This window comes from Pseudomonas sp. MDT1-85 (assembly GCF_054898065.1).
In genome coordinates, this window is sequence record NZ_CM142715.1 from 3,309,073 (window position 1) to 3,325,071 (window position 15,999).

The 15,999-nt window shown below is 58.8% G+C and carries 16 protein-coding genes and 2 pseudogenes; 14 read left to right on the top strand and 4 right to left on the bottom strand.

Going from position 1 to position 15,999, the window contains the following annotated elements; all coding sequences use genetic code 11:
• Window positions 1-156: 156 nt before the first annotated feature.
• Window positions 157-1,311 (bottom strand): MalY/PatB family protein, encoded by a 1,155-nt coding sequence (locus ACYZT2_RS14820; protein WP_461965079.1) that lies wholly within the window; start codon window positions 1,309-1,311, stop codon window positions 157-159.
• 350 nt (window positions 1,312-1,661) lie between these two features.
• Here ACYZT2_RS14820 and ACYZT2_RS14825 point away from each other — a divergent pair, with 350 nt between their 5' ends.
• The 10 genes from ACYZT2_RS14825 (at window position 1,662) to ACYZT2_RS14870 (ending at window position 8,621) form a co-directional block, all read left to right on the top strand.
• Window positions 1,662-2,627, top strand: coding sequence for a Bug family tripartite tricarboxylate transporter substrate binding protein (locus ACYZT2_RS14825; RefSeq protein WP_461965081.1), 966 nt, complete (start codon window positions 1,662-1,664; stop codon window positions 2,625-2,627).
• 22 nt (window positions 2,628-2,649) lie between these two features.
• On the top strand, window positions 2,650-3,120 hold the full coding sequence (locus ACYZT2_RS14830; RefSeq protein WP_461965084.1) for a tripartite tricarboxylate transporter TctB family protein: 471 nt from the start codon (window positions 2,650-2,652) through the stop codon (window positions 3,118-3,120).
• A gap of 24 nt (window positions 3,121-3,144) precedes the next feature.
• Entirely contained in the window at window positions 3,145-4,653 is a 1,509-nt protein-coding gene (locus ACYZT2_RS14835; protein WP_461965086.1) for a tripartite tricarboxylate transporter permease, read from the top strand.
• Window positions 4,654-4,915: 262 nt separating this feature from the next.
• A complete protein-coding gene (locus ACYZT2_RS14840; RefSeq protein ID WP_461965088.1) occupies window positions 4,916-5,188 on the top strand; it encodes a CopG family ribbon-helix-helix protein in 273 nt (90 codons plus the stop codon).
• Complete coding sequence (locus tag ACYZT2_RS14845; protein ID WP_461965090.1) at window positions 5,188-5,463, top strand: type II toxin-antitoxin system RelE/ParE family toxin; 276 nt, start codon at window positions 5,188-5,190, stop codon at window positions 5,461-5,463. Before ACYZT2_RS14840 ends, ACYZT2_RS14845 begins: the two co-directional genes overlap by 1 nt.
• A gap of 180 nt (window positions 5,464-5,643) precedes the next feature.
• Window positions 5,644-5,946, top strand: a complete 303-nt coding sequence (locus tag ACYZT2_RS14850) for a hypothetical protein (protein ID WP_461965092.1) — start codon at window positions 5,644-5,646, stop codon at window positions 5,944-5,946.
• A 371-nt stretch (window positions 5,947-6,317) separates the two neighbouring features.
• Window positions 6,318-6,959, top strand: a complete 642-nt coding sequence (locus ACYZT2_RS14855) for a hypothetical protein (RefSeq protein ID WP_461965094.1) — start codon at window positions 6,318-6,320, stop codon at window positions 6,957-6,959.
• Window positions 6,959-7,402: a phage holin family protein gene (locus ACYZT2_RS14860; protein ID WP_052963288.1), complete on the top strand. Its 444-nt coding sequence runs from the start codon at window positions 6,959-6,961 to the stop codon at window positions 7,400-7,402. The genes ACYZT2_RS14855 and ACYZT2_RS14860 overlap by 1 nt, the downstream gene beginning before the upstream one ends.
• Window positions 7,399-8,223 carry a DUF3618 domain-containing protein gene (locus ACYZT2_RS14865; RefSeq protein ID WP_461965097.1) on the top strand — a complete coding sequence of 275 codons (825 nt, stop codon included), beginning with the start codon at window positions 7,399-7,401 and terminating at the stop codon, window positions 8,221-8,223. The genes ACYZT2_RS14860 and ACYZT2_RS14865 overlap by 4 nt, the downstream gene beginning before the upstream one ends.
• A gap of 113 nt (window positions 8,224-8,336) precedes the next feature.
• Window positions 8,337-8,621 (top strand): hypothetical protein, encoded by a 285-nt coding sequence (locus tag ACYZT2_RS14870; RefSeq protein WP_461965099.1) that lies wholly within the window; start codon window positions 8,337-8,339, stop codon window positions 8,619-8,621.
• 29 nt (window positions 8,622-8,650) lie between these two features.
• Here ACYZT2_RS14870 and ACYZT2_RS14875 read toward each other — a convergent pair whose 3' ends face one another.
• Window positions 8,651-9,208, bottom strand: a complete 558-nt coding sequence (locus tag ACYZT2_RS14875; protein WP_461965101.1) for an ATP-dependent Clp protease proteolytic subunit — start codon at window positions 9,206-9,208, stop codon at window positions 8,651-8,653.
• Window positions 9,209-9,497: 289 nt separating this feature from the next.
• On the opposite strand from ACYZT2_RS14875, the gene ACYZT2_RS14880 reads away from it, so the two are divergent.
• The gene (locus ACYZT2_RS14880; RefSeq protein ID WP_461965103.1) at window positions 9,498-9,827 is read left to right on the top strand and encodes a KGG domain-containing protein; all 330 of its coding nucleotides are present in this window, start codon (window positions 9,498-9,500) and stop codon (window positions 9,825-9,827) included.
• A gap of 45 nt (window positions 9,828-9,872) precedes the next feature.
• Here the strand turns inward: ACYZT2_RS14880 and ACYZT2_RS14885 are convergent, their stop codons facing one another.
• Window positions 9,873-10,796, bottom strand: coding sequence for a LysR family transcriptional regulator (locus ACYZT2_RS14885; RefSeq protein WP_461965105.1), 924 nt, complete (start codon window positions 10,794-10,796; stop codon window positions 9,873-9,875).
• A gap of 143 nt (window positions 10,797-10,939) precedes the next feature.
• Here ACYZT2_RS14885 and ACYZT2_RS14890 point away from each other — a divergent pair, with 143 nt between their 5' ends.
• Both ACYZT2_RS14890 and ACYZT2_RS14895 read left to right on the top strand, forming a co-directional pair.
• Window positions 10,940-11,344: a RidA family protein gene (locus ACYZT2_RS14890; protein ID WP_447790807.1), complete on the top strand. Its 405-nt coding sequence runs from the start codon at window positions 10,940-10,942 to the stop codon at window positions 11,342-11,344.
• Between the two features lie 136 nt (window positions 11,345-11,480).
• A pseudogene (locus tag ACYZT2_RS14895) lies at window positions 11,481-11,606 on the top strand (helix-turn-helix domain-containing protein); the annotation flags it as partial.
• A 36-nt stretch (window positions 11,607-11,642) separates the two neighbouring features.
• Here ACYZT2_RS14895 and ACYZT2_RS14900 read toward each other — a convergent pair.
• Window positions 11,643-15,536, bottom strand: coding sequence for a patatin-like phospholipase domain-containing protein (locus ACYZT2_RS14900; protein ID WP_461965108.1), 3,894 nt, complete (start codon window positions 15,534-15,536; stop codon window positions 11,643-11,645).
• Between the two features lie 163 nt (window positions 15,537-15,699).
• Here ACYZT2_RS14900 and ACYZT2_RS14905 point away from each other — a divergent pair.
• A pseudogene (locus ACYZT2_RS14905) lies at window positions 15,700-15,885 on the top strand (response regulator); the annotation flags it as partial.
• Between the last annotated feature and the right edge of the window lie 114 nt (window positions 15,886-15,999).

A 15,999-nucleotide genomic window follows, 5' to 3' on the forward strand; every position in this document is an offset into this window, starting at 1 on the left:
CCTTGAGTTCGGTTGGATTTCGATGGACTTCAGCTACCCGAAAACCCCTTGTGGGAGCGAGCCTGCTCGCGATGACAGTCCATCAGTTAAAACTGATGTCGCCTGACACTACGCCATCGCGAGCAGGCTCGCTCCCACAGTGGATCTGCGCTGCCATCAAGCCTGGCGATTACGCAAACTCCGCTCCATCCGCGCGATCCCTTCCTCCAGCAGTGCCCGCGGGCAGCCAAAGTTCAAGCGCACGAACTGCCGGGCGTTATCGCCGAAATCCAGCCCTGCGCTCAGCCCGACCCTGGCCTGTTCGAGGAAGAACTGCTGCGGGTTATCCAGCCCCAACGCCGTGCAGTCGAGCCACGCCAGGTAAGTGCCTTGAGGTATGTTCATGGTCACACCCGGCAACCGCGTGCGAACCGCCTCCACCAGATAATCCCGATTGCTTTGCAGGTAGGCCATGAGCTCAGTCAGCCACGGGCCGCCTTCGCTGTAGGCAACGCGGGTGGCTTCCAGGCCCAGCGGGTTGACGCTGTCGACCATGCCGCAACGGGCGTTGTTGACCCGATGGCGCAGCGCCGCGTCCTGAATGATCATGAACGCAGTCTTCAAACCGGCGATGTTGTAGGCCTTGCTCGCCGACATCAGGGTGATGGTGCGCTGGGCGATCTGCGGGCTGAGCGAGGCGGTCGGAATGTGCATGCGCCCGTCGAAGCACAGCTCGGAATGGATCTCGTCGGAGATGATCCAGGCGTCCTGCTCCAGGCAAATGTCGGCGACCGCTTGCAGCTCCTCGCGCGGGAAGACCTTGCCCAGCGGGTTATGCGGATTGCTCAGCAGCAGCGCGCCGCCCCCTTGCAACGCCTCACGCAAGGCATCGAGCGGCGTGGTATACGAACCATCAGTCAACGCGTCGAAGTCCAGTTCGACCTTGTTCAACTGCCAGTGGCCCGGCGCATGGCGCAGCGGCGGGTAGTTTGGCGTCTGCACGACCACGTTCTGCTGCGGCTGGACCAGCGCATGCAGGGCCATGTTGAAACCCGACTCGATACCCGGCAGGAAGACCAGCTCCTGGGGTTGCACACGCCAGGCGTACTTGCTCCACAGGTCGGCGACAATAGCGTCACGCAAGTCATCTTGCGCCACGCTGTAACCGAGCATCGGGTGTTCCAGGCGTTTTTGCAGCGCCTGAATGATCACTGGCGGCGCGGCAAAGTCCATGTCGGCGACCCACATCGGCAACACGTCGGCCGGGTAGCGGCTCCATTTGGTACTGCCGGTGCCACGGCGGTCGAACACCTGATCAAAATCGAAAGTCATGCTCAGTCTCATAAAAGGCAGGGGGTTAATCCGGGGGCCATGATAAGCGCCAACCTCTGTGGGAGCGAGCCTGCTCGCGATGAGGCCATCACAGCCAGCATTGATGTTGCCTGGCCCACCACTATCGCGAGCAGGCTCGCTCCCACAAGTTTGCGCACCTTGACCTACCGGTATTAGAGCAAGCCCCTTCGCCACAGGTTCTGCAATTGTCATGTATTAGGGGCAGACAGCCCATTGAAAGCACACCAACAAACACAACTATGACCTACGCTTATTCCCAGGCGCATGTTCACCGAACAGGGGCTCTTCCCTGATCGAAAACAACAAGAACAGCTATCCGGAGACGACTCATGTTTGCATTGGCCCGTCGATTCAGCAGCAACCTCGCCGTTTTCATTACCGCCGCCGCGCTCGCCTCACCGGTTTTTGCGCTGGACACCGTCAAGTTCATGGCCCCCGGTTCGGTCGGTGGTGGTTATGACCAGACCGCACGCGTCCTGGGCAAAGCCATGGTCGAGGCGAAAACGGCAAAGTCCGTTACCTTCGAGAACAAGGGCGGCGCCGGTGGGACCCTCGGGTTGGCGCAATTTGCCAATGGCACCAAGGGCGACGCCAATGCCCTGATTGTGGTCGGCGCGATCATGGTCGCGGCCGTCGAGCAGAACAAACCGCAAATCACCTTGAAGGACGTGACGCCGATCGCGCGGCTGTTTACCGAATACAACGTGATCGCCGTGCGTGACGACTCTCCGTACAAAACCCTGGACGACTTGCTCAAAGACTTCAAAGCCAACCCGGCCAGTATCAAATGGGGCGGTGGCTCCAAGGGTTCGATCGACCACATCGGCATCGCCGAACTGGCGAGCAAAATGGACGTTCCCGTCAACAAGGTGAATTACGTCGCCTTCGCGGGTGGCGGCGAAGTCGTCGCCGCGACGCTGGGGGGCCACATCACGGTGATCACCGGCGGCTACGCCGAGCTTGCCAAATACGTTCAATCCAAACAGTTCCGCTTACTCGCCATCGGCGCACCCAACCGCGTAGAAGGCATCGATGCACCGACCCTCAAAGAAAGTGGCTATGACGTGACGATCGGCAACTGGCGTGGCGTTTACGGCGCAGCGGGCCTGACGCCTGACCAGCGCAAAGAACTGACCGAAGCCGTCCTGACCGCGACCAAAAGCACTGTTTGGCAAGAAAACGTAAAAACCAATGCATGGTCACCGAGCATTCTGACCGGGGATGATTTCGGCAAATTCGTCGAAGAAGAACATGGGCGCCTGCGCGCGATGCTGGTCAAGGTCGGGCTGCTTTGAGGTGGCTGGGCGCTGGAGAGTCATGCCGGCCCAACTGGCGATTGGTTTAGGTGTCGTCGCCATCAGCGTGGTATTGGCGTTCGGCGCCTCGCGGTTTCCGGCCGAGATGGGGTTCGTCATCATGGCGGCCTACGTCTACCCCTACGCTGTCGCGGTGTTTCTCGGCGTCGTCGGTCTATTGATGTGCTATCAGGCGCTCACGGGTGGTTTTCGCAACCTTGCCGACGACCACGAAACCACCCAGGCTCAGCCCGGCGACAAGGCTGGGGCGACCTGGGTCACGGCGGGGCTGGTGGGGGTTGCCTTGCTCATTACCTACATCGGTTTCGTATTGGCCGCCTCATTGCTGTTTGCCTGTTCGGCGCGCGGTTTTGGCAGTCGTAGCCCGGTGCGGGACCTGGCCATCGGCATCGCCCTGACGCTACCGATTTACTGGCTTTTCACCGCCGGGCTAGGGGTTTCCCTTCCGCCCCTGGTCAACGCCTGGATCTGATCCGGGCCGAAGGAGGTCGACAAGGTGGACATTCTCTCGAGTCTGGCAACCGGCTTCGGTGCCGCGTTGGCGCCGATCAATCTGATGTGGGGTTTTATCGGCTGCCTGCTGGGCACCGCGATCGGTGTTTTACCGGGCATCGGGCCGGCGCTGACCGTCGCGCTGCTGCTGCCGATTACCGCCAAGGTCGATCCTACCGGCGCGCTGATCATGTTTGCCGGCATCTATTACGGCGCTCAGTTTGGCGGCTCTACCACCTCGATTCTGCTCAATACCCCGGGTGAATCATCCTCCATGGTCACGGCTCTGGAAGGCAACCTCATGGCGCGCAACGGGCGGGCAGGCCCGGCGTTGGCGACGGCCGCTATCGGTTCATTCGTGGCCGGCACCATCGCGACGATCTTGTTGACCCTGTTCGCCCCACTCGTGGCCACGCTGGCGCTGAAGTTCGGGCCTGCGGAGTATTTCGCGATTCTGGTGCTGGCCTTCACCACGGTATCGGCAGTGCTCGGTGCGTCGATGTTGCGCGGCTTTGTCTCGTTGGGCATCGGGTTGACCATCGGCTTGATCGGCCTGGACTCGACCTCGGGCATTGCCCGCTACACCATGGAGGTGCCCGAACTGGTCGATGGCATCGAAGTGGTACTCGTCGCGGTGGGATTGTTTGCCGTCGGTGAAGCCTTGTACGGCGTGCTCTACCAAAAGGAAGAAACGGCCGGCCGCCATCGCTTGACCTCGTTGTGGATGACCCGCGCCGACTGGAAACGCTCGATCCCCGCGTGGCTACGGGGCACCTTGATCGGTTTTCCATTCGGGTCGATTCCGGCCGGTGGCGCGGAAATTCCGACGTTCCTGTCTTATTCGACCGAACGCAAACTCAGCAAGTACCCGCAAGAGTTTGCGGCCAGCAAAGGCGAGGGCGCCATCGAAGGTGTCGCCGGCCCCGAGGCGGCCAACAACGCCAGCGCCACCGGTTCGCTGGTGCCGTTGCTGACCCTGGGCATCCCGACCTCCGCCACGGCGGCGATCCTGTTGGCCGCGTTCCAGAACTACAACCTGCAACCGGGGCCGCTGCTGTTCCAGACCTCGGGCGAGCTGGTCTGGACGCTCGTGGCCTCGCTGTACATCGGCAACGCCATCCTGCTGGTGCTGAACCTGCCGTTGGTGGGCCTGTGGGTCAAGCTCTTGCAGATCCCCCGGCCATACCTGAACGCCGGCATTCTGGTGTTCGCCACCATAGGCGTGTACGGCATGCGTCACTCGACGTTCGACCTGTTTCTGATGTTGGCCATCGGCTGGGCCGGGGTGTTGATGCGGCGTTTCGACTTCCCCGTCGCCCCGGTGATCGTCGGCATGCTGCTGGGTCCGATGGCGGAAAAACAACTGCGCAACGCCTTGTCCATCAGTCAGGGCGACTGGATGATATTTGTGACGCAACCCATCGCGGCCTCGGTTCTGGTGCTGACGCTGTTGGTGTTGCTGGTGCCGTACCTGCTGCATAAACGCGGCATCAAATTGCATGAGGATGATTGAGCGCTTCGCGAGCCGGTTTGACGATCTGCGCGATGATGCAGATCAATGCCAGCCCCAGCCCCAGCGTCACGCGTTGCCCGTGCATTTTTCTCGTACTTCAACTTTCTGACGTTGACATCTTGGACCCTGTTTCGTCCGTCTATCGAGGGTATGACCTCAATCGGGCGTCGCGCTTGACGACGTATAGCTATTCGATATGATTGGTTTTGATTAAAGTTGATTGATAAAGAGACAAGATAAATCACATCTGGAGTAATCGACCATGGCAACTAACGCGAAAACCCGATCCGTGACAGCCCATGTCCCTGTTCAGCTTGCCGAGAAAGTCGATTTGATGGCTGAGCGTCTAGAACGCTCCAAGAACTGGATCGTCAAACAGGCCCTATCCGCTTGGATAGATCAGGAAGAGGAACGCAGTCGACTGACCCGTGAAGCCTTGGCCGATGTGGACGCTGGTCGCGTGATTGACCACCAGGCTGTCCAGTCCTGGGCTGATAGCCTCAGCACAGACACGCCGTTGCCGGTGCCGCGTTGATGGAGTTGAAGTGGACAAGCAAGGCGCTTTCCGACATTACCCGGCTGTACGAGTTTCTGGCTGCGGTGAATCAACCTGCTGCCGCACGAACAGTACAGCAACTGGCGACTACACCGACCACGCTGCTGGCCAACCCACGCATTGGCGAGCGTCTGGAAGAGTTCGAGCCGCGTGATGTGCGACGAATTCAAGTCGGCCACTACGAGATGCGCTACGAGATAGTAGAGTCCACCATTTACCTACTGCGTTTGTGGCACACGCGTGAGGATCGATAGCCTCCGCGTACCGCATAGGAACGATCATCAAGTAACCTACAAAATTTCCGGAAGTTTCTGACAGAGTCTCCCGTTGCGGCCCTCCAGTACAGCCCTTTATAGTTCCGGCTCGCGGCAAATTTCGCGACGATCTTGGCCGGTCGATAACCCAGGAAAACTCATTAATCAGGAGCTACCTCAATGTTCGACCAAGTCATGCCCCGTTACCTCCCCATCGACACCTACGACGCCGAAACCCCGGTGCTCTTCATCAACACCCACAAAGAACTCAGCGACATGGCCGCTTGCGCCATGCACCGCTTCACCGTGGTTCGCGATCTGACCGACACCTTGTCCAGCCTCAACCTCCAAGGCATTTCCGACTGCGACCTGACCCGTGTTACCCGTGCGGTGCATCTGCTGATGCGCGAAGGTTGCGCAATACTGGATGTGATTCAGGCTCGGGCGTTGCAGCGGGAGGAGGGGTTCAAGACTGCTGTTTAGCGGTGTTTCATCTGACGTCATCGCGAGCAGGCTCGCTCCCACACTGAACCGTATCCACCTTGAGAACGCGGTCAAATGTGGGAGCGAGCCTGCTCGCGATGAGGCCGGCACATCCAGCATTGCCGTCGCGTCGCCTGACACCCCCACATTAAGCAGCGCCGCACGCAGGCTTCGCCAGCTACAGATCGCATTACGCTTGAAGCCCTCTTGCCACCGCACCGCCGCTCCCATAGGTTCCGGGGTGTCTTTTTTATCACTTCATCATCTGCTTGGAACTCCCTGCCAGCCCCCCTCGTCATCTGCAATGAAGCACTACCGCGGACAACCCGCGGCCACTTCCTGACGTGTTCATTACGAAGGCGATGGATGACATGACTATTCCAGACAGCAGAACCGGACAACCGGATGCCCCTCGGGATCCCGCAGGCTCCGAACAAAACTTTCAGCATTTAAAGGAGGAGGTTACCGAAGCGATAGGCGGTGCACGGCACCAGGCCGATGAGCAGTTCGGCCAGTACCGCGATACCGCAGCGGACCAGATTGAAGCATTGGCCAAAGGCGCCCAGTCAGTCGTTTCCGAGATCAGGGCGAACGATGCGTTCGGGATGTCCGACTACCTGGCGGACATGGCCGAGAGCATGAGCAGCCTGGCGGGAAAACTGCGCAGCAAAAGTGCCGAAGAGCTTTTGCACGATGGCGCTGACCTGGCACGCGACAATCCGGGGTTGTTCATTGTCGGCAGCATTGCGGTGGGGTTCGGTCTGTCGCGGTTCCTGAAAGCGGGCACGGCGACCGTGCCGGCAACATCCGACCCTGAGTTCGCTGCCCAGAGCAGCACACCCTCGTTCAGCGACGATGGCTCGCAAGGACTTTATGAAACATCGATGCCGCCCGGAGGCGATCTGTCGCCCGGGTTGGCCACTGGCATCACGCCGTCTTCGCCGAGTGCGCCCGACCATCGTGGCGACAGTTCCTCAATGCCGGGGTCCAGCCCCTTCTCAGGAGAACGGTGATGAACAGAGAAGATCCAGAACTGCAACGCACACCACCCGTCACACCGTCGGTCACGACGGCTGATCATGACGCTTCCGTGGTCGGTTTATTGCGGCAGTTAACTCGGGAAGTACCGGCGTTATTCACTAAGGAGCTGGCGTTGGCCAAGGTGGAATTGCAGGCCAGCCTGACGACATTGAAAGCAGGGATTGCCGGGGTCGCCGGGGGCGCCATTGTGCTGCTCGCCGGGTTCATCATTCTGCTGATGGCGGTCGTCTATGCCTTGAGCCTGGTGATGGCGCCCTGGCTGGCCGCGCTGATTGTCGGTGTCGTGGTGATGGTCATCGGGTTCGTGATGCTGCAGGCAGGTAAAAAACAATTCGAGCCTTCCCACTTCAAGCCAGATCGCACCCTGGACGCCTTGAACAAAGACCAGGAAGCCCTGCGGAGGAAAGTGTCATGAACCGAGAATTCGAAACCGAAGCGGCCAAGAGCCCGGAAACCATCGAGCGTGAAATCGATGCGCAACGGGAGAACATCGGGCATATCGTCGACGCGCTGGAAAGCAAGTTTACCCCCGGCCAGATGTTCGATCAGGCGCTGCTGATGATGCAAAGCAACGGCTCGACCTTCCTGACCAATCTGGGCACCAGTGTGCGCAACAACCCCGTGCCCGCGGTGCTGACCTCGGTCGGGCTGATGTGGTTGATGATGAGCCAGAATCGCCCGCCAACGCCCAGGGAATATCGCGTCGAGCCGGATGTCGACTGGGCCGATGACTTGGCCGAAGGGCTCACCGATGGCATGGACAGCGCCCGACAGCGTCTGCACGACACCACTGATTCGCTCAAGGACAGCTATCAGGCGGTCAAGGGTAAGGCAGCGCACCTGAGCGACAGCCTGCATGCGAAGAGCGATCAGCTCAGCCACACCGTCCATGACACCAGTGAGCGCCTGGCGCGCAGGACTCATGAAATGGGCGAGCAGTTCAGTCATCTGCTCAAGGAGCAACCCCTACTGATGGCTGCGATGGGTATCGCGGTGGGAGCGTTGCTGGGCGCGGCGTTACCCACCACCGCAACGGAGCGCCGTTATCTGGGCAGGACCAGCGCAAGCCTCACCGGCAAGGTCAAACAGCAAGCACGGGAGGGCTATGAGGCGGTGCGCGAAAAGGTGATGGAAACCACGGAGCCCCACGAGGCAATCGCTGGAGAAACAGGCGAGATGCGCAAGACCGCGTCCGAAACCTCAGCCGACCTGTCGCGTGGGCTGGGCACTTCTTGACAGGTATCAGGGCAAGACGGGAGGTCTGATGCACAGACGTCCCGTCGAGCCCGATTTGTCGACGCCTTGAAACAGGCGGGATCCAGATCAGGCACCCTGACGAGGTACGCATCATGATTGATGAATCCACAGGCATGACCCCCGGCGTGCGCTACGAAATCGAGAACCGGGAAAGGGTAGAACCGTTTGCCGGTTTTTTTCTGGACGGCAAGTATTACCTCACGCCCAAACTGCAAACGGCCGTCGGCTGGCTCGAGGGCAACCGCTTTATCTACGATGAACTCGATCCCGAGGGCGAGCCGGTTTTCAAGGACCGTGTAGCCGGCACTATCAAGGATCTGAAACTCACGCTGAATGACGGAATGACCCTGGAAATTCAGCCCATTGCTGGCACCTGACCCATCGGAACGAAAAACTCAAGGCCGCGTCAGCTACCGCTGACTTTCCAGTGTTTGACGTTATCGGCGAACACCATCTGATGCATTTCGTGGGCGATTCCGTAGGCCAGGGACTCATGCGCCGCAATGACTTTCTCTTCCGCTGAAAGGCAATGAAAAATATCCAGTTTGGTCTCTGCGTTGGCAGTTTCCAGGGCAAAGATTTGCACGTAACGCGCGAGGTCGTTATCCAGGCTCAAGAGGTATTCGCGCAGGCGTTGATGGTCGACCGAGCTTTGGGGGAAGTACCAATTCATTGGGTGAATCAGAAACCGCGAATGGGGCGCGGTGATACGTCGGCCGGCGGCCAGGAACATGATGATGCCCATCGACTCGATGTTGCCGGCATTGATCGCGCACAGCGGCACCGGCAGGGATTTGAGGAAGGTGTAGAGGGCGAAGCCGAAGTTGGTGCTGCCGCCGCTGGTGGAAAGATTCAGCAGCAAGGATGAGGCGCCTTGGTCGATGGCATCGAGGCAGCAGTCTCTGAAGCGCTCCATGGTGCCCTGATCGATCTGGCAATGAAAGTGGATGATGTGCTCTGTCATCGACGTACCTCCCTACGGGATAAATTAGAGCGCTGATGAGTAAGCGTAACTGCTTGAATGATGCCAGACCTCAACGCTCTTTTCTTTCACCAATTTGTATAAGCGCTGCCCATTTTTATACTCATTTTGACGCAGCCCCATTAGTCGCCGCAGCAGAAGTTTTCTGGAACTAATGACTCCCCATCCGTTGGTCGCAAGAATGCCGCATCAGTTCAAACTTTCAACCCCGGAAAACCTCGGAATAAGACGAGCCGACAAAGGTTCGCGAGAAACAATGAGGAGAACGAAAATGGCTAACACCGGTGACAAAAAACCTGGCAATTTTGCCAACGACCCTGATAAAGCCTCCGAAGCAGGCAAAAAAGGCGGGGAGTCGGGCGGCGGGATGATGAACGATCCGCAACGCACCTCCGACGCCGGCAAAAAAGGTGGACAGGCCTCAGGGGGCCGTCAATCCAGCGATACCAATCGCTCCGGCAGCGAACAGGGAGGAGGCCGCTCGGGCAACTTTGCCGACGACAAGGATAGAGAAGCAGGTAGAAAAGAAGGAGGGCAAAATCAAGGTGGAGGGCAAAACCCTGGCGGCGGGCAAAATCCCGGCGGCGGGCGTAAACCCTGATGCAGTGTGAAATACATCAAGCCCCGCTTATGGCGGGGCTTGGTTTTACGCCTCACGAATCATGATGGGCGCATGCTGTGCCATCAACTCAGCGACCCAATCAATGAAGACGCGCAACTTGAAGCTGATATGCCGGTTCGGCGCAAAGGCCACGTAGATCGGCATCGGATCGAGGCGCCAGTCTTCGAACAAACGGACCAACTCGCCGCGCGCTTCGTGTGGCTTGGACATGTAGTCTGGCAGCCAAAGAATTCCGAGGCCGGCCAGCCCGGCCGCCATGTAGGCATTTCCATCGTCGACCGCCAACACATAGCGACCCTTGATATGGACGCTCTCGCTGTTGCTGCGCATGGCATAGGGCACGGCTTTGCCTGTGCGTGCCCACAGGAAACCGACGACACGATGATGCGAATCTTCCAGCTCTTGCGGATGCGACGGTTTACCGAGGCGTTCCAGATAACTTGGCGCCGCAAAAACGTCCAACTGCAGGTCGCCTACCCGCCGGGCCATCAGAGACTGATCGGTTAGTTCGCCGCCGCGCACAACGCAATCTACATTCTCACCGATCATATCCACGATGCGATCGCTGACGCCCATGTCGATCTGGATGTCCGGATATCGAGCATGAAACGCAGGCAACGCCGGCACCAGAATCATGCTGGCCAACGGGCTGGGCACATCCACTCGCAGCCGGCCCCGGGGCAGGGCGGAGGCGCTGGACAAGCTAGTCTCGGCATCGTCCATGTCGGCGAGCAGCCGAACTACGCGCTCGTAATAGACGGCGCCATCGGCCGTTACGTTGACCTTGCGCGTCGTGCGGTTGAGTAATTTGACGCGTAACCGGGCCTCCAACTGCTGCACCAGTTGCGTCACGCTCGTCTTGCTCATATGCAGTGTTTCGGCCGCCTTGGTGAAGCTGCCTGTTTCCACCACCCGAGCAAATGCCAGCATCGCATCGAAACGGTCCATTTCTGCCCCGGCTATCTATTGGATTGTTTGGGTTTTACAAACAGTGATGGCTACAGTTGCTCGTTTATCGGGCAGGCACAAGTCCTTAAAGTCTCTTCATCATTAATTGCGGGTCGGTTTCGACCCCTTGCTGGAGGCACTGTATGACAACGCGTGATGTTGTTTTTCCGCCCGGACGCCAAGCGCTTTATGAGCGCAATCGCTATTCGCCGGCTATTCGGTCCAACGGCTTTTTATTCGTTTCGGGGCAAGTCGGTAGTACCGAAGACGGCTCACCCGAGCCCGACCTGGAGACTCAGGTTAGGCTCGCGTTCAACAATCTGAACGCAATCCTGGGATCTGCCGGTTGCACCTTCGACGACGTGATTGACGTAACGGTCTTCATCGTCGACCCGCAAGAGAAATTCGAAACGATCTGGAAGGTTGTGCCGGAGTTCTGGGGTAACGCACCGCACCCGACATTAACTGCCGTCGGGGTAACGTGGCTGTATGGCTTTGAGTTCGAGATCAAAGTGATCGCCAAGCTTCCTGAAACCATCAAGAGCTGAGCTGACCCGCGATAGTTAAGTTGTGCTCTGTGGTTTACAGCGTGTGCTGGTGTTTTGCGCGGGCAGCCCAATCGTCTGTCGACTCTTGAACGAGCTGTTCGAGAAGTTCGAGCAACTGCCCGTGTGCGCGGCAATGGCTGCCTGCGGTGGCAAGTTGTTCGGCAAGGACGGTGCCGCCGAGCTTCTGGGCATCAAGCCCACGACGCTGGCGTCGCGCCTGAAAAAACTGGGTATCCACCAGGCCGGTCTCAGCAGTGTCTAATGAGCAACCAACCAATTGCTGGTCGCGTACCCTCGCTTATTGGTCCAATGGATATCTCGGCAGCGCTGGAAACGGCTCTTTGAATTCGGAGCTATCGATGTTGTACCGAGAACCGGCCCAGCCGCTGAACGGCAGCAGCATGTCCTTTTCATTACTCGTCAATTCAGTGCCCACGCAGGCCGATTGGCGTCTGCCGGGGTTGGAGTCCTGTGCTTCTTTACAGGCAGCGTGGCTCGGGTGGCAGTGAACACTGTAAGACGGCACATCCCGACCATTAGGGGCATGCTCCTGATAGCAGAAACCATAGTTGCTGGCCCACTGGTCGAATCCTGCGGTGACGGCAACAGGTGGTAACCAGACTTCGATAGTACGGGGCAAGCGGGAAAGACGCTTGTTCAGAGGCATGACATCCCAGCTTCCCGAGGGCTGAAAAGCCACTCCTGCGAGTGCATCGGCACAGGCCATGGCATCGTCAAGATGGTAGATGACCGTAGGTTTTCCATAAGGCGCAGGACCACTGCGCCCCTGACGGCGAGCGCTGTCCAGTACGTCCTCGATTGGGGGGACGGAGGCACCGACGGTACGCCAGAGTGAGCGCAGGGTGCGCACATTGTCGCGCCCTTCAGCGCCATAGATCTGCGTGTAGAGGGTAATTCCCTTGCAGACGGGTTCCGCAGATCGCTCAGGAGTGGGGGGCGCAGAGGCCGATAACACTATGTCTGCCGCTTGGGGTGTTGGCTCAGGTGCGGGCTCAGGCATCGCTATTACCGACGGCACTGACGTTGACGCTTCTGATTCTGGAGGCGGGACTTCTGCCAGTTCGGCCTCTGGTGCTGCCAGCGTCGTTGGCTCTGGTTCTACTGTTGCCTCTGCAACTGAGGCTGGCACTTCTCCCTCTGGCACTGCCGCTACTTCAGGCTTGAGTGCCGCCACGCCCGTTGGTGCTGGTTCTACCGCCTTGGGCTGGGGCACTGTCTCTGCCACTGACTTTGGTGATTCTGGTTTTACTACGGCTGCCTTGGGTGTGGGGACTGTTATGACGGGTCGCACTGACGCTTGCTTTTTTTCCTGTTTGGACGTGGAGGTTACGGTCGCCACCGCCAGTTGTTGGGTAGAGAGAACCCTGTCCGTTGTTTGGCAATAGCTACTACTCGCCCGCGCTGTAAGTCGAGGTGAGCCGGTGGGATCATGACGAGCCCAGTAGCCGAAGTTCTGGCTGACCGCAGAGGTGGGGGTCGGCTTTTTAGGGCAATCGAATGTCTCGAGGAGCATCTTGCACACTGCCAGTTTGTGACTCAAAGGCTGGCAGAGGCTGTAGGTCGTGCGCAGCATGTCCAAGGCTTCGTTGTTGTCCAGGACCAGGGTTTCCTGCTTGTTGGCGCTTACGGATCTCCATGTGGTCATCAACTGAGCGGCCATGCGCCCCACATATTCATCGGCGGCATTACTGGTCGGATCGAGCGACAACATGGCATAGGTGTCGTACAGCGGCCGTAATGTCTGAACATCGATCCTGGATGCTGTGTTGCTGTCGGCACTGACATTCTGGAGAGCTAGCCAGAATGCGGAAGCCGCCGAGGCAATAGCACTTATACCCAAGCCAGCAGCGGCAGCTGATTTCGCTCCGATACGGCCTGGCCTGCGTTGCGCATTGGGCGATATCTCGGCTTGCCTACTGATGGAGGCGTCGCCCTGTGGCGATGTTGTTATCTCATCGTTCGGTGCCGAGGTGTTTGCTGCGCGGCATCCGCTCTGGATCATTTCCGCCAGAGATAGCAGTGTTTTCTTGTCCAGCTCCTTGCCAAGGTGACATCCAAGGGAGAAGTAGCTCTCCCACTGAGCCTCGTCAAAGAATTGATCGGCAGTGGTTTCCTGAGGAAAGCTCGGGTAGTCGCGGCTGTAGTTGTATATGTCTTCCGGCAGGCCGGTTGTCAGGTTCGGCTTGACCAGTACCAGCACGCCAGGGACGTCGTCGCCAGGATAGTCCACCCGGGCAAGTGCCAGGCAAGCAGGGTGGGTGGGGGAAGCCAGGTCATCGAGGGTCCCGAAAAGTTCGATGGATTGATGGGCAGGTTTGACGAACCGGATGTCGACGTTCAAGTCGATACGGGCACGCCGAATGAGGTTTTCCAGATCCTGGAATCGATAGTCTGGGTCTGCTCCACAGTCTGCCAGCATGATCAACTTGCAGCGGGCCGCCAGCAGCGGGAAGGCCGCCGTGTTCTCGGAATGCCCCCCGTCGCTGAGATACTGGATGCGGCTGTCACTTCCGGAGAACCGGGCCATCAGTTCTGAAAGCAGATAGGTGTACTTGGGTAACCACCTGCCATACCAAGGCTGCGATCGCTCTTCATTGGCGGTGTTCCACCAGTAGCCCAGGCGCACCCCCAGTGTCGTCAACATGGTGGCCAGACCCGGTCGCGTAGCAGATCCCAGACCAGGCGCCGCCGCAGCCCCCGAGATGGCCATCCAGGCACCCAGCGTAGCGCGCGAATCAGCCTTCAGCGAGTGCCAGGCTTTGCCAGAGACTTGATAAAGTCCAGGACCGACCAGTGACATCAACTCGCCTTGTCTGTCGAGATTGTGCAGCCCATGACGCTGGTAGGTCTGATTGATGCACACATTGATAATGTGAACGGGGCCTCCCTGGGCGTGAGGCGTGTACTGATTCAGCTGCACGTCGTCCGCAGCATGCACCTGAGTAACCTTGGAGTCATTTTCGCGTTCCGGGTTCGCGGCCCCCAAGTAGGCGCGGGTGAGCCTGGCACGATAGAAGTTGTGCAGCGAGGAGCGATTCAGAAAGTCGAGATTACGCCCCGAGATCAGGATCCACGCGAGCGAAATGCCGGCAAGAATCCCAACGGCACAAGCCGCACCAACGAAGTCGACCTGTTCCATGTTGGCATCCCAGACACGGTGGGTCGTTATTGCATGAACGACGCTGGTCCAGAAGGTAGCCATGACCAAAAGCCCGAACTTGCCCGCCAGATCCAGTAGCGTCGGCAGGCGCTGGCGAATGAGCTCACTGACCGAGCGTCCCCCTTGTTGAACCAGGGGAAGCAAGGTACGCAAGGCGGCCAGGATGGCAGTCAATCCTCCTGCGAGCCAGAAAAGCTGGTAGGGCTTCTTGGCGATGTGCCAAGCGATCCAGTCGATCGCGCCGAGCAGCACGATGGCCGCCCCAATCCACAGAGCAATGGCCAGATGTTCCGTCACTTTGTGCCATGCACAATCCGTTTGTGCAGGCGTTCGGTTGCCAGCAGGCAGGTACCAGTACCAGGTCGCTGCCCCGGCAGCCCACAGCACGGGGATCGGCAGGGCCAGCCAAAGCGTGGGCCAGGGTGAGACAGCGTTCCACACTTGGAGTGGATTGGTATCGGCAGGGATGGCCTGAGAGTTACTTATGTAGAGGTCCAGCAACCACCAGGCCAGCAGATCGATACCTGCCAAGGTGCAGCCCAATAGCAACCCTAAACATCCCAGTTCAAGGTGGACGCCAGCCAGGTTCCGAATGAAGGTAACGATAACGAACAATAAGTCGCGGCTACCGCGAGGCGTGAGGTAGCGGCTGTTGGCACGTAACCATTTGCGGTGGTGGGAAGCGCTGTCTTCCTCGCCGAGTTGACTCTGCAATTCCTCCGCCGATGCCGTCGTCTGTGCCATTCGACCGACCATGGAGCCAATGTAACCGCCACCCGAAACGGTAGACATCAGGTCGAAGCGCCAGAAGACCTTCGCCTTGGCCAGTGCTGTGATCAGACCATAACAAAACGTAGCGCTGCGAATTCCGCCCCCCGAGAGAGCTAGCCCCCAGTGTTCAGGTTGGCATTTGGCGCTGGAGGACTGTTGGATATGATCCCGGCGTTCTCGAATCAGGTTTTCGAGTGACGGGGCTTCGTTTGAAGCAACAGGGGTATCGACCGGTTCCATCCGAATTCTCCACAGGAGAGCGATAATCGCGGACGCACTCCAATTGCCGCTTCGTCAATCTAGTTGGCTCTGAGTGATCCTGCCAGTAGATGAACCAGCATTGGGGTCATTGGGCAAGGGATGCAGTGTTTGGGTCGCTGAGGAGAGTAGTCCCGAGTCGGACGGCATGGGCGGTTTGAACGTGCAGGAAGAAACGCGCGCACGTGAGCTGAAAATGCCGATCATTTTCGTCAGCGGGCACGCGTATGTGCCGATCGTGGTTCGCGCCTTCAAGGTGGGCGTCCATGACTTCATCGAGAAGCCCTACAACGAGCAATTGCTGCTGGACAGCGTGCAACAGGCTATGAGTGGAGAATCATCCGCAAGACAGACCGGACGTCCCGCCAACGTCATGACTGTCTGGGCTTGCGCTAGCATGAAAGATGTTCAGGCCACTCGCCATTTGAGAGGCTGGTCACGGGTG